13 protein-coding genes are annotated in these 12,086 nt (G+C 69.9%); 8 read left to right on the top strand and 5 right to left on the bottom strand.

Annotated features, from left to right (window positions below; genetic code table 11):
• Positions 1–100: 100 nt before the first annotated feature.
• The gene (locus JTN19_RS08470) at positions 101–373 is read right to left on the bottom strand and encodes a sulfurtransferase TusA family protein (protein WP_206931483.1); all 273 of its coding nucleotides are present in this window, start codon (positions 371–373) and stop codon (positions 101–103) included.
• A gap of 70 nt (positions 374–443) precedes the next feature.
• Here JTN19_RS08470 and JTN19_RS08475 point away from each other — a divergent pair, with 70 nt between their 5' ends.
• The 7 genes from JTN19_RS08475 to JTN19_RS08505 all read left to right on the top strand — a co-directional run bounded on the left by JTN19_RS08475 (position 444) and on the right by JTN19_RS08505 (position 6,671).
• On the top strand, positions 444–875 hold the full coding sequence (locus tag JTN19_RS08475) for a MucR family transcriptional regulator (RefSeq protein ID WP_206931484.1): 432 nt from the start codon (positions 444–446) through the stop codon (positions 873–875).
• A gap of 41 nt (positions 876–916) precedes the next feature.
• Positions 917–1,363 carry a Fur family transcriptional regulator gene (locus JTN19_RS08480; protein WP_206931485.1) on the top strand — a complete coding sequence of 149 codons (447 nt, stop codon included), beginning with the start codon at positions 917–919 and terminating at the stop codon, positions 1,361–1,363.
• Positions 1,360–2,178 carry a GNAT family N-acetyltransferase gene (locus JTN19_RS08485; RefSeq protein ID WP_206931486.1) on the top strand — a complete coding sequence of 273 codons (819 nt, stop codon included), beginning with the start codon at positions 1,360–1,362 and terminating at the stop codon, positions 2,176–2,178. Before JTN19_RS08480 ends, JTN19_RS08485 begins: the two co-directional genes overlap by 4 nt.
• Positions 2,179–2,222: 44 nt before the next feature.
• Entirely contained in the window at positions 2,223–3,248 is a 1,026-nt protein-coding gene (locus tag JTN19_RS08490; protein WP_206931487.1) for an efflux RND transporter periplasmic adaptor subunit, read from the top strand.
• Positions 3,245–4,489, top strand: coding sequence for an ABC transporter permease (locus JTN19_RS08495; protein ID WP_340643296.1), 1,245 nt, complete (start codon positions 3,245–3,247; stop codon positions 4,487–4,489). The genes JTN19_RS08490 and JTN19_RS08495 overlap by 4 nt, the downstream gene beginning before the upstream one ends.
• Positions 4,486–5,169: an ABC transporter ATP-binding protein gene (locus JTN19_RS08500; protein WP_340643297.1), complete on the top strand. Its 684-nt coding sequence runs from the start codon at positions 4,486–4,488 to the stop codon at positions 5,167–5,169. The genes JTN19_RS08495 and JTN19_RS08500 overlap by 4 nt, the downstream gene beginning before the upstream one ends.
• A 371-nt stretch (positions 5,170–5,540) precedes the next feature.
• A complete protein-coding gene (locus JTN19_RS08505; RefSeq protein ID WP_206931488.1) occupies positions 5,541–6,671 on the top strand; it encodes a type III PLP-dependent enzyme in 1,131 nt (376 codons plus the stop codon).
• Between the two features lie 62 nt (positions 6,672–6,733).
• Here the strand turns inward: JTN19_RS08505 and JTN19_RS08510 are convergent, their stop codons facing one another.
• Positions 6,734–7,300: a class I SAM-dependent methyltransferase gene (locus JTN19_RS08510; protein ID WP_206931489.1), complete on the bottom strand. Its 567-nt coding sequence runs from the start codon at positions 7,298–7,300 to the stop codon at positions 6,734–6,736.
• Positions 7,301–7,584: 284 nt separating this feature from the next.
• Here JTN19_RS08510 and JTN19_RS08515 point away from each other — a divergent pair, with 284 nt between their 5' ends.
• The gene (locus tag JTN19_RS08515) at positions 7,585–8,334 is read left to right on the top strand and encodes a sulfite exporter TauE/SafE family protein (protein WP_206931490.1); all 750 of its coding nucleotides are present in this window, start codon (positions 7,585–7,587) and stop codon (positions 8,332–8,334) included.
• Between the two features lies 1 nt (position 8,335).
• Here JTN19_RS08515 and JTN19_RS08520 read toward each other — a convergent pair whose 3' ends face one another.
• Genes JTN19_RS08520 through JTN19_RS08530 form a run of 3 tightly spaced genes read right to left on the bottom strand, consistent with a single transcriptional unit; the run spans position 8,336 to position 12,028 of the window.
• Positions 8,336–8,911 (bottom strand): invasion associated locus B family protein, encoded by a 576-nt coding sequence (locus JTN19_RS08520; protein ID WP_206931491.1) that lies wholly within the window; start codon positions 8,909–8,911, stop codon positions 8,336–8,338.
• 29 nt (positions 8,912–8,940) lie between these two features.
• Entirely contained in the window at positions 8,941–10,914 is a 1,974-nt protein-coding gene (locus tag JTN19_RS08525; RefSeq protein WP_206931492.1) for a tripartite tricarboxylate transporter permease, read from the bottom strand.
• 28 nt (positions 10,915–10,942) lie between these two features.
• Positions 10,943–12,028 (bottom strand): Bug family tripartite tricarboxylate transporter substrate binding protein, encoded by a 1,086-nt coding sequence (locus JTN19_RS08530; RefSeq protein ID WP_206931493.1) that lies wholly within the window; start codon positions 12,026–12,028, stop codon positions 10,943–10,945.
• Between the last annotated feature and the right edge of the window lie 58 nt (positions 12,029–12,086).

Genomic DNA, 12,086 nt, shown 5'->3' on the forward strand with positions numbered 1-12,086 from the left:
CTAGGGCGGGGTTCGTTGAGGTGGAATCACCGAAAACGCTGAATCCCGCTCTCAACAAAGGTTAGAGCAGGCGCGTGAACGCATGTGGACGCAGCATGCTCTAGTTCTTCCGGACCACCATCCGGCCGCGGAAGGCTTCCGATTCGTCGATGTCCAGTGCCAGCACGTCATGGCCCAGTTCCCGCGCGCTGCGGGGCAGGTTCTCGGCCGGTTCGCGCCCCGCGAATCGGACTTCGAGCACCTGTCCGGCCGCCATCCGGTCCAAACGCAGCCTGGTTCGCACAAAGGTCATCGGGCAACGATCGGCCGTGACGTCGAGACTTTCATGAATTTCGGCCAAGTCTGCATTTTTTTGCCCGTCATTGCTTGCCATAAGTGACCTCCCTGCTTGTCCAGCAGCGGAAAACCTCTATATCTCGAAAGAGTCAGAGGGTTATTCCGCCATGGTTGAAAATGTTCAATCCGCAGACCTGTTGGGTTTGACGGCTGAAATTGTATCCGCGCATGTGTCCAACAATCCCGTTCCGGTGGCAGAATTGCCGGGCCTGATTGTGGAAGTTCACAAGACCTTGGCGTCTCTTGGCACCAGCGCGCCTTCCGTCGAAATGGAGAAGAAGGCGCCGGCCGTGCCCGTGAAGAAGTCCATCACCCCGGACTATCTGATCTGCCTCGAGGACGGCAAGAAGCTGAAGATGCTCAAGCGCCACCTGCAGACCTCCTACAACCTCTCGCCGGAGCAATACCGCGAGAAGTGGGGCCTGCCGCCCGACTACCCGATGGTCGCGCCGAACTACGCGCGCCACCGTTCCTCGCTGGCCAAGAAGATCGGCCTTGGAACGCAGTCGCGCAAGGGCGAGGCGTCTGCTAAGGCCTGAGGCTTCCGCAACGACAGGAGCCTCCGGCCATCACCGCCGACATGTCCCGGATTGAGCGCATGTGCGTCGAGCGCGGCCTGAAGATGACAGGCCAGCGCAGACTGATCGCGCGCGTGCTCTCGGAAAGCGAAGACCACCCGGATGTCGAGGAGCTGTACCGCCGCGCGGTGGCCCTCGACGCGCGGGTGTCCGTCGCCACCGTCTACCGCACCGTCCGCCTCCTCGAGGAGAAGGGCATCCTCGAACGGCGCGATTTCGGCGGCGGCCGCGCGCGCTATGACCCCGCCGACCGCGGGCACCACCACCACCTGATCGACGTGGACACGGGCAACGTCATCGAGTTCTCCGATGCCGAGCATGACGCCGTGGCGCGCGCCATCGCGACCCGGCTGGGCTTCGACCTGGTGCAGATGCGCCTCGAGATCTTCGGCCGGCGCCTGCCCGCGCCGCCCCCCGCCACGCCTGCCCGCCCCCGGCGGCGCACATGATGGCGGAACCGATCGGACAGGAATTCCACTTCGAGGAGCTGCGCTCCGGCAATCTCGGCGTGCGCGTGGCCTCCAGCGCGTGGGAAGTGCGCGCCGCCCAGGCGCTGCGCTTCCGCGTCTTCTATGACGAGATGGGCGCCCAGGCCGATGCGGCCACCCAGGCGAGCGGCCTCGACGCCGATGCCTATGACGCCGTGGCCGACCACCTTCTGGTGGTGGACCATGACCGCGGCGAGGGGCCGGAGAGCGTGGTCGGCACCTATCGCCTCATCCGTCGCGCGGCGGCCCAGCGCATCGGCCGCTTCTACTCGGCCGATGAATACGACATTTCACGGCTGGAGGCCTTCCCGGGCGAGGTGCTGGAACTCGGCCGTTCCTGCACCGACGTGGCCTATCGCACGCGCGGCACGCTGCAACTGCTCTGGGGCGGCATCGCCGCCTATGTGTTTCGCCACCAGATCACGCTGATGTTCGGCTGCGCCAGCCTGCCCGGCGTGGAGCTGGACGCGAATGCCGAGCGTCTGTCCTACCTCGCGCACCACCACATGGCGCCGGAGCCGCTCCGCGCCCGCGCCCTGCCCGAGCGCTACATTCCGATGGAACAGCTTCCGCCGGGCAGCTACGACGCCAAGCGCGCGCTGATGGACCTGCCGCCGCTCATCAAGGGCTATCTGCGGCTGGGCGGCTTCGTGGGCGATGGCGCGGTGCTGGACCACCAGTTCAACACCACCGATGTCTGCGTCGTGGTGAAGACCGACCAGGTGACGGACAAGTATTTCAAGCATTACGAGCGCCGTTCCACCGCGCGGGGCTGAGCCTGCGTCTGGCGGCCCGCGCCGCTCGTGATAACCTCACGCTTATGTTCCGCCGCCGCTTCCTCCTGCCGGCCCTGCTGCTGCTCGCGGCGGGCGGGGCCTGGGCCTGGTTCAGCGCGCCGCCGCGCCTGGCGCTGGCCCCCGTCACCACCGGGCCGGCGCTGGAGGCCGTCTATGCCACCGGTTCCGTCGAGCCGGTGCAGATGGCCCGCGTGGGCCCCGCGACCCGCGGCCGCCTGACCGCCCTTCTGGTGGATGAGGGCCAGCGCGTCACCGAGGGCCAGCCCATGGCACGGCTCGATGACCGCCAGACCCGCGCCCTGGCCGAGGAGGCCGAGGCCCGCGCCCGCTTCGCCCAGGACGACCTGGCCCGCACCCGCGCCCTCGTCACCCGCGACATCGCCGCCCGCGCCACGCTGGACCGCGCCGAGCGCGATGCCGAGGCCGCCCGCGCCACCGCCGAGGCCGCCCGCCAGCGCCTCGACGACCATGTGGTGCGCGCCCCCGCCGGCGGCGTGGTGCTGCGCCGCGATGGCGAGGTGGGCGAGGTGGTGGACACCCCCACCACCCTCTTCTGGATCGGGGAAATCCGCCCTCTGCGCGTCACTGCCGAGGTGGATGAGGAGGACATCGCCCGCGTCATGATCGGCCAGCCCGCCTTGCTGCGCGCCGATGCCTTCCCGGGCCGGGTGCTGCGGGGCGAGGTGGCGCAGATCACGCCGCGCGGCGACACCACGCGCAAGGCCTATCGCGTGCGCCTCGCCCTGCCGGAGGACACGCCGCTGATGGTGGGCATGACGGTGGAGGCCAACATCGTGCTGCGCGAGGAGAGCGAGGCCCTGCTGGTGCCCCCCGCCGCCGTGGCGCTCGACCCCGACAGCCCGCCCGGCCGCACGCGGCGCGGCCATGTCTGGCTGGTGCGCGAGGGGCGGCTGGAGCAGCGCGCCGTGCTGCTGGGCGTGCAGGGCGCGCGGGCGGTGGAGGTGCTGGAAGGCCTCGCCCCCGGTGAGGCGGTGGTGGCGGAGGCGCGGCCCTCCTTCCGCGAGGGCCAGCGGGTGCGCGCGCCGTGAACCTCATCCTGGACCTGGCGCGGGGCATGCTGCGGCGGCGCCGGCGGCAGACGCTGGTCTCGGTCATGGGGGTCGCGCTGGGGGTCGCCTTCTTCATCGCCATCGCGGGGATGATGCGCGGCTTCCAGACCTACTTCGTGGCGCAGATCATCGATGTGGCGCCGCACATCACCATCAAGGACGAAACGCGCGAGCCACCCGTCCAGGCCGCCGTGCTGGCCGCCCCCGAGGGGGCCGTCTCGGTGCGGGGGGTGCGCCCGCAGGACAGTATCCGCGGCATCCGCGGCGCCGGCGAAAAGCTCGCCACGCTGGAGGCCATGCCGGGTGTCGCCGCCGCGCCCGTGCTGGGGGGCCAGGCGCTGCTGCGCTATGGCTCGCGCGACGTCTCGGCCACGCTGCTGGGCGTGGACCCGGAACGGCACCGCCGCGTCTCCAACATCGAGAAGGACATGTCCGCCGGGCGGCTGGAGGACCTGCGCGCCACGGCGAACGGCATCATCATCGGCGAGGCGCTGGCGCGGCGGCTGGGGGTGGGGATGGGCGACACCATCTCGGCCATCTCGCCGGCCGGGGTGGTGCTGTCCATGCGGGTGGCGGGGCTCTTTTCCACCGGCATCCAGGCCGTGGACCAGGGCCAGGGCTTCGTGCTGCTGACGGTGCAGCAGGTGCTGCAGAACCGGCCCAACACGGTGAACCAGCTGCTGGTGCGGCTGGCCGACGTGACCCAGGCCGAACCCCTGGCCCGGCGCATCGAGGCGCGCTTCGGCAACCGCACCGAAAGCTGGGAGGAGCAGAACCAGAACATCCTCACGGTCTTCGTGATCCAGAATGCCATCATGTATTCGGTGACGGGGGCCATCCTGCTGGTGGCGGCCTTTGGCATCTACAACATCATCTCGACCGTGGTGTTCGAGAAGACGCGCGACATCGCCATCCTGAAGTCGCTCGGCTTCGCGGAGGGCGACATCCAGCGGCTCTTCCTCGTGCAGGGGCTGGTGGTGGGGGTGCTGGGGGCCGTGTTGGGCTGTGCCCTGGGCGCGGCCATGATCGAGGGGCTGGCCCAGGTGCGCTTCGGCGTGGACACGCCGGCGGGGCAGGACCGCTTCGTGCTGTCGCGCGACTGGCGCATCTACCTGATCGCCTCGGGCTTCGCCATCGCCTCCTCGGCGGTGGCGGCGCTGGTGCCGGCGCGGCGCGCCTCACGGCTCGACCCCGTGCAGGTGGTGCGGGGGGCGGCGTGACCCCGCTGCTGGAGGCGCGGGGCATGACGCGGCGCCTGGCCGCCGAGGGTGTCACCCTGGTGCGGGACGTGAACCTCAGCTTCGGCCATGGGGAGTTCGTGGCGATCACGGGGCCGTCAGGCTCGGGCAAGTCCTCGCTGCTGTATCTGCTGGGGCTTCTGGACCGGCCCACCGAGGGCCAGGTGCTGCTGGAGGGGCAGGACACGGTGGGCCTCGCGCCGCCGGCCATGGCGGCGCTGCGCCTCAAGCACCTGGGCTTCGTCTTCCAGTTCCATTTCCTGCTGCCGGAATTCACCGCGCTGGAGAACGTGCTGATCCCGATCCGCAAGCTGGGCGCGCTGGAGGGCGAGACGGCGCGCGATTCCGCGCTGGCGCTGCTGGAGGGGCTGGGCCTCGCCCCGGCCGCGGCCAAGCTGCCGGAACAGCTTTCGGGCGGCATGCGCCAGCGCGTGGCCATCGCGCGAGCGCTGGCCAACAACCCCGTGCTGGTGCTGGCGGACGAACCCACGGGCAATCTCGACACGCGCAACGCGGCCGCCGTCTTCGACATCTTCGAGCGGATGACCCAGGCGGAGGGCCGCACCGTGCTGGTCGTGACGCATGACCCGGACCTGGCCGCGCGGGCCACGCGAAGGGTGCACCTGGTGGATGGGGCGGTGGTGTCCGACACGCGGCGCTGACTACCCCTGGCGCGCGGCGCCGGGGCGGGCGTTAAATCCTTATGCGCGCAGCGGGAAACAGCCCTGCGCGGGGGAAGGAATCGGCCCGATAACCCTTGCATGGGGACGAATCAGGGCGTATGTCCCCCCTCACAAGACGCAGTACGCACGTGCCTCTGGCCCCAGGCCCACGGAGCTGAGCCAAAGTTAAGGCTTGCCACCGCGGCGCAAGGTTTACGCAACGACGTCAAGCGTTCTGGCAACCCCGTGTGTTGCCCCTCCTGGGGGCCGCGCACGGTTTTCTTCTGGTCGCTGGTTCGTTCGACCGTTTCGTCAATCTGGGGCGGCCCCTTGGATGGGGGCGTTCCACATATGTAGTGGAGGATGGTGCGATGACCCCCAAGGTCGCTCGCTATCTCGCGGACATGCAGCCGGCCACGCCGTGCCTGGTGCTCGACGTGGACCGTGTGGAAGACAATTTCCGCCGGCTTCAGGCGGCGCTTCCGCTCGCGCGCATCTATTATGCCGTGAAGGCGAACCCGGCCGCGCCCATCCTGGAGCGCCTGGTGGGGCTCGGCTCCTTCTTCGACGCCGCCTCCTTCCAGGAGGTGTCCATGTGCCTCGCCGCCGGCTCCGCGCCGGATGCGATCAGCTATGGCAACACCATCAAGAAGGAGCGCGACATCGCGGCCGCCTATGCGGCCGGCGTGCGGATGTTCGCCTTCGACAGTGAGGCGGAGCTGGAGAAGCTCGCCCGTGCCGCCCCGGGGGCCCGCGTCTATTGCCGCATCCTGGTGGGCAATGACGGCGCCGAATGGCCGCTCAGCCGCAAGTTCGGCTGCGAGGTCGAGATGGCGCGCGCGCTGATGATCCGCGCGGGTGAGCTGGGCCTGGATGCCTTCGGCCTGTCCTTCCATGTGGGCAGCCAGCAGACCCAGACCGCGGCCTATGAGGCGGCCATCGCCAAGGTCGCCATGCTCTTCACCGACCTCGAGGAGGCGGGCGTGAAGGTGCGCATGGTGAACCTCGGTGGCGGCTACCCGGTGCGCTACAAGGCGGAAGTGCCCGAGATCGACGATTTCGGCGCGGCCATCATGGGCGCCATGGTCAAGCATTTCGGCAACTCCCTGCCCGAGATCGTGATCGAGCCGGGCCGCTTCCTGGTGGCCGATGCGGGCGTCGTGCAGTCCGAGGTGGTGCTGGTCTCGCGCAAGGGCGCGGAAGACCCGGTGCGCTGGGTCTATCTCGACATCGGCCGCTTCGGCGGCCTGGCCGAGACCGAGGGCGAGGCCATCAAATACGCCTTCCGCACGCCGCATGACGGCGCGTCGGAAGGGCCGGTGACCATCGCGGGGCCGACCTGCGACAGCACGGACACGCTCTACGAGAAGAGCAACTACCGGCTGCCCATGGCGCTGCGCGATGGCGACAAGGTGGAGATGCTGGCCACGGGGGCCTATGTCACCACCTATGCCAGCCAGAGGTTCAACGGCTTCACGCCGCTGGCCGAACACTACATCTGAGGCCCAGCGACGGGGGCCGCTGCGAGGGGGCGCTTCGGCGCCCCCTTTTTCATGCGCGCCCCTCAGTGCTTCCTGACCACCGCGATGGACGGGAAGAATTCGATGGACGCGATGGGCAGCAGCCCCGGCGTCCCGGGCATGATGGCGGGGCCGTGCAGTTCGTCGATCAACTGCTTCATCCACCCCACCATGCCGGCATGGTGGGAGGGAAACTGCCGCGCATCGGGCTCGGTCACGGCGCGCGAGAAGGGGGCGCCATCGTAGAAGTCGGCCATGTAGCCGGTGCCGTAATCCTCGACGACATAAAGGCCGCCATCGCGCAGGGCGTGCGGAAACAGGAAGCCGAAGGAGGCTTTCGACAGGGAGCCGACATGGCTCGCGTCGTCGATGATCACGTCGAATGGCTTGCCACCGGTGGGGCCGAGGCAGCGTTCGAGATCGGCCTGGAGGCTTTGGTCGCCCTGGACGAAGTGGAGTTCGCCCGCTTCCAGGGCAGGCAGGATCCGCTCCGGCGCGGGCCGGACATCGAGGCCCACGATCGTCGCGCGCGGGAAGAATTCGCGCCAGATCAGCAGGGACGCGCCCGAATAGACGCCCAGCTCCAGGATGTTGATCTCCGCATCGCGCATCGGCCCAATATATTTCGTATATGTATCAAAATAATGTTCGGGCTTTCGGGTTCCTTCATCCGTGGCGATCCGATTGTTGAGCTGCTTCAGCTGATCCGCGTGCGAAGACGGCAAGGACATTTCCCACTCCATTATTTATGTGGAGCATATGCAACAATGTGGACATCTCGCAACATACCGGGAGGGTGTGGCGGGCCACATTGCCCGGCCCCACGCGATGCGCGACTCTGCGGGGAGGCGGGCCACCAGCGCAGCCGGCGGATGGACCAGGATCAGGCGGTTGAATGGTGGACTTGGACGCGCTTCCCCTCGCCGCCGCCTTCTTCCTGGTGGCACTGGTCTATGCCTCGGTGGGCCAGGCCGGGGCCACGGGCTATATCGCCCTCATGGCCTGGCTGGGCTTCGCGCCGCCCGCCATGAAGATCACGGCGCTGGCGCTGAACCTGCTGGTCGCCGCGATCGGCACCGCGCTGTTCCTGCGCGCGGGGCGGCTCTCCTGGCGCAGCGTCTGGCCCTATGCGGCGCTGGGCTTTCCCTTCTCGCTGCTGGGGGGCGCGGTGCAGCTGCCCCCCGGCCTGTATTTCCCCGTGGTGGGCGTGGTGCTGCTGGCCGCGGCGGCGCAGATGGCGCGGTCGGCGTGGCGCAATGCCGCCTCGGCCGTGGCGGCACCACGCCACCCGCCCTTCCTCGCCGCGCTCGCCACCGGCGCGGTGATCGGCTTCGTCTCGGGCACGACGGGCACCGGCGGCGGCGTCTTCCTCGCGCCCGTGATTCTCGCGATGAACTGGGCGACGGCGCGCCAGACCGCGGCGACCACGGCCGTCTACAACCTGATGAATTCCGGGGCCGCGCTGCTGGGCGCCTTCGCCTGGTGGGGCGACATGCCCCCTGCCCTGCCGCTCTGGCTGGTCGCGGTCGCGCTGGGGGGTGTGGCGGGGGCCGCGCTGGGCAGCCGCTATTTGCCTGAGCGGGCGCTCCGCCTCATCCTGGCGCTGATCCTGCTGGTCTCGGGCGCCAGGCTGCTGCTGGGGTAGCTCAGCCCTCGCGCCCCAGCGCGTCCAGCGCCGCGCCGAAGCCGCGCAGGCTCATGGTCAGGTGGATGTCCCGCCCCGCGCTGTCGCGGAAGGTGACGCGGCCCGGCGCGTCGCCGCGCGCGCGCAGCCGGCGCAGCACCGCGTCATTGGGCAGCTCGGCCTCGGCGAAGCAGCCGCCGCGCGCCACCGAGCACAGCTTGAAAGGCAGGCTCAGCGCCTCGCCCGCGGCCGCGGCAGGGTCGGCCTGGAGGCGCGCGGCCTCCTCCACCCGCGCCTCGATGGGCACCTGCAGGATGACGCGCATGGGCTCGGCCCGGGCGGTGCGGCCCATCACCATCTGCGCGACGGGCTGGTTGCGGGCATCGGTGAAGGTCAGCGCGATCTCGCACAGGCGCTGGGCGGGCTGGCCGGCGGGGCGGGTGGTTTCGCAGCGCAGCGTCCAGTCGCCATAGGCGGCCGAGGTACGGTCCGGCGCGGCCGCCGGCGGGGCGGCCTGGGGCGCGGCGGGCCGCGACTGGGCCAGCGCCGCCATGGGTGCGGCGAGCATGGCGAGGGTGAGCAGCAGCTTGGCCTTCATGAAGCCTCCTGGTCAGGTTCGGCCCATGGTCAGCGCAAAGGCCAGGGCAGGTCTACATGGGCTTGGAGCACACCGCCCGGAAACAGCAGGTTAAGGGAGGAAGCCAGCACCAGGAGGAAGGAGCAAGCGGCGGCCGTCAGCACCAGCACCTGCCACCAGGGGCAGCGCGCCACCACGCGCAGGAAGGCCAGGAAGAACAGCACCAGGGCGGCGAAGAAGCCGATGACGCCCGTCACCGCCACGAAACCCAGGAACCAGCCCAGGAAGGGCCAGGGGCCGCGGTCCTTCGCCTCAGCCTCGGTGTCGAAGTTGGCGCTGCCCGCCGCCACCGCCCCGCGCGACTGCCGGAACAGCACCCACAGCGCGCAGGCCCCGCCCACGCAGGCGACGGCCACGGGGAACAGCATGGCGAGGTAGGAGTTCTTCATCCCTTCCGCGAAGGTGAAGACGAAGAGCCCCAGCACCACGGCGGCGAAGGCGAGCTGCGGCCACATGCGCGCGGCCCGGCTGCCATCGGCCGCGCCCTCGGTGTTGATGGCCGCCGTGCCACCGCTCTTGCGAAGCCCCGCCCAGAGCGAGAGCAGCGTGAGCGCGAGGATCACGAGCACCAGGGGCCGCGTCAGGATGTCCCAGCCCGTGAACTGCACCGCCTGGTAGAGGTAGCGCTCCGCGCCCAGGGACAGCACGAAGCCGATCAGGAAGGCCGGGCGCGACCAGCCGAAGCGGCGCATGAAGACGCCCAGCACGCCCACGGCCAGCAGCGCCAGCAGGTCGTAGTAGCTGCGCGTGGCCTGGAAGGCCGCGAAGCACAGCACCATCACCATGAAGGGCGCGATCAGCGTGTAGCGCACGAGCGTCAGCTTCGCGATGCCGGGGGCGAGCCCGATGCACAGCGCCGTGCCCAGCAGGTTCGCGATCGCGAGCGACCAGATGATGGTGTAGGTGATGTTGAGGTCGCGCTCGGCCATGGAAGGCCCAGGCTGCAGCCCCAGCAGGATCATCCCCGCCAGGAAGATCGCCATGGAGCCCGAGCCCGGGATGCCGAACAGCAGCGTGGGCAGAAGCGCGCCGCCCTGCACCGCGTTGTTGGCGGATTCGGGCGCGATGACGCCACGGATCTCGCCCTTGCCGTATTGGCTGCGGTCCTTGGACGTCTGCATGGCGTGGCTGTAGGCGATCCAGTCCACCACGCTGCCGCCGATGCCGGGGATGGCGCCGATCAGCGCGCCGATGCCGGAGCAGCGCAGCACCAGGCCCGGGTTGCGCATCACGTCGCGCACGCCGCGGAACCAGCCGCGCCCCAGGCTCTGCCCCTTCTGCGCGATGGCGCCGCCGCCGCGCAGCAGGTCGAACATCTCGGGCAGCGCGAAGATGCCCAGCCCCACGATGACGAGCGGCAGGCCGTCACTCAGGTAGAGCGTGTCGAAATCCATCCGGTATTCGCCGGTGGCGGGGGCGGCGCCGATCATCCCGAAGGCGAGCCCCAGGCAGGCCGCCGCCACGCCCTTGGCGAGATTCCCGCCGGAGAGTGCCGCGACGGTTGATAATCCGAACAGCGTCAGCATGAACAACTCGGCCGAGCCGAAGGCCAGGATGATGGGCCGCGCCGCCAGCACCGCCGCCGTCAGCACCACCGCGCCGAACATCCCCCCCAGCATGGAGGCGAAGAAGGCGGCCGCGAGCGCGCGGGCCGCCTCGCCCTGCCGCGCCAGCGGGAAGCCGTCCAGCACCGTGGCCTGCGACGCGGAGGAGCCGGGGATGCCCATCAGGATGGAGGAGAAGGTGTCGGCCGTCGGCACCACCGCCACCAGGCCGATCAGCATGGCCAGCGCCGAGGTCTGGTCCATGCCGTAGATGAAGGGCAGCAGCAGCGACAGGCCGGCGATGCCCCCCAGCCCCGGCAGCACGCCGATGACGAGGCCCACCGTCACCCCCACCATCATGAAGGTCATGTGCTTGAGGGTGAGCAGGTCGAGCAACGTGCTCAGCAGCAGGTCCAGCATGATGGGGCTTTCGGTGGCGGGGGCGGTGTCAGAAGCGCACGTTGTGGTGGGTGGTCAGGAAGTTCCGCGCCCAGTCCCGCGCCTCGGGCGAGATGGTGGTGGCGTGGCGGTAGAGGCTTTCCGCCGCATCGCCCACCGCCTGCGGATAGACGCCCAGCACGGTCTCGCCGCGCGCCTTGAGTTCCGGGTCGGCCACGATGTCCTCAAAGGCGCGGCGGTAGGCGGCGATGATGGGCGCGGGCGTGGATTTCAGCAGCACGGCCGGCTTCTGCCCCGCGAAGGCCGCGATGGAGGCGGCGCGATAGGCTTCATAAGCCTGGCCCGAGGGGGCGCGGCCGTGCAGGCGCTGATAGACCTCCTCGAAGGTCGGGATGTCGGGGAAGGAGGGGTCGCGCTGGACGTTGCCCTGCGCGTCCGGCAGCCCGTAGGAGAACAGCGGCACGCCCTGCCCCGCCTGCACCAGCGGCACCACCTGGCTGAGATAGGCGGGCGTGGTCTGGTGGTCGATGGAGGCATCGCCGCGTTCCACCGCGATGCGCGCCTCGCCGCGGCCGCGCATGCCGAAGACGTAGCGCACGTTCATCTCCAGCAGGTGCAGCGCCAGGATGGGCACGAGGTCGAAGCCCGTCGCACCCTGGCTCGGGAAGACCAGCTCCTGCCCGCGCAGGCGCGCGATGTCGGCGCCGTCCGTGATGCCCGTGCGGGTCGAGACCCAGACCACGCCGCCGGTGGGCGAGACGATGACGGGCGTCCAGTTCGCGTAGTCATAGCGCACGCGCCGGTCGCCCAGCAGGAAGGGCAGGTGCGTGGAGGCGGAGGGGCCGAACAGGCTCGACCCGTCCGGGCGCGCGCGCTGCGCCCAGTCATTGCTGCCCGTGATGGATCCGCCGCCCGGCACGTTGCGGACGATGACATTGGGCTGCCCGGGCAGGTGGCGCGAGAGGAAGGGGGCGAGGAAGCGCGCCCAGACGTCGCTGCCGCCGGCCTCGGCGAAGGGGATCACGAACTCGATGGTGCGGCCGGCGAAGGTCACGGGCGCCTGGGCGATGGCGGGGGTGGCCAGGGTGGCGGCCCCGGCCGCCCCCAGCAGCGTGCGGCGATGCAGCTTCGTCATGGCGTTGTCCTTCCTCGTTTGTTCTTGTGATGGCGGGCGCACCACCGGGCGCGCCCGC

Origin of the sequence: Roseococcus thiosulfatophilus (assembly GCF_017311575.1) — a bacterium.
In the GTDB taxonomy this organism is placed as follows: Bacteria; Pseudomonadota; Alphaproteobacteria; order Acetobacterales; family Acetobacteraceae; genus Roseococcus; species Roseococcus thiosulfatophilus.

Excerpts from the sequence above, each read along its gene's own strand:
- JTN19_RS08470 (WP_206931483.1), bottom strand. The coding sequence starts at position 373 with ATGGCAAGCAATGACGGGCAAAAAAATGCAGACTTGGCCGAAATTCAT.
- JTN19_RS08475 (WP_206931484.1), top strand. The coding sequence starts at position 444 with ATGGTTGAAAATGTTCAATCCGCAGACCTGTTGGGTTTGACGGCTGAA.
- JTN19_RS08480 (WP_206931485.1), top strand. The coding sequence starts at position 917 with ATGTCCCGGATTGAGCGCATGTGCGTCGAGCGCGGCCTGAAGATGACA.
- JTN19_RS08485 (WP_206931486.1), top strand. The coding sequence starts at position 1,360 with ATGATGGCGGAACCGATCGGACAGGAATTCCACTTCGAGGAGCTGCGC.
- JTN19_RS08490 (WP_206931487.1), top strand. The coding sequence starts at position 2,223 with ATGTTCCGCCGCCGCTTCCTCCTGCCGGCCCTGCTGCTGCTCGCGGCG.
- JTN19_RS08505 (WP_206931488.1), top strand. The coding sequence starts at position 5,541 with ATGACCCCCAAGGTCGCTCGCTATCTCGCGGACATGCAGCCGGCCACG.
- JTN19_RS08510 (WP_206931489.1), bottom strand. The coding sequence starts at position 7,300 with ATGCGCGATGCGGAGATCAACATCCTGGAGCTGGGCGTCTATTCGGGC.
- JTN19_RS08515 (WP_206931490.1), top strand. The coding sequence starts at position 7,585 with ATGGTGGACTTGGACGCGCTTCCCCTCGCCGCCGCCTTCTTCCTGGTG.
- JTN19_RS08520 (WP_206931491.1), bottom strand. The coding sequence starts at position 8,911 with ATGAAGGCCAAGCTGCTGCTCACCCTCGCCATGCTCGCCGCACCCATG.
- JTN19_RS08525 (WP_206931492.1), bottom strand. The coding sequence starts at position 10,914 with ATGCTGGACCTGCTGCTGAGCACGTTGCTCGACCTGCTCACCCTCAAG.
- JTN19_RS08530 (WP_206931493.1), bottom strand. The coding sequence starts at position 12,028 with ATGACGAAGCTGCATCGCCGCACGCTGCTGGGGGCGGCCGGGGCCGCC.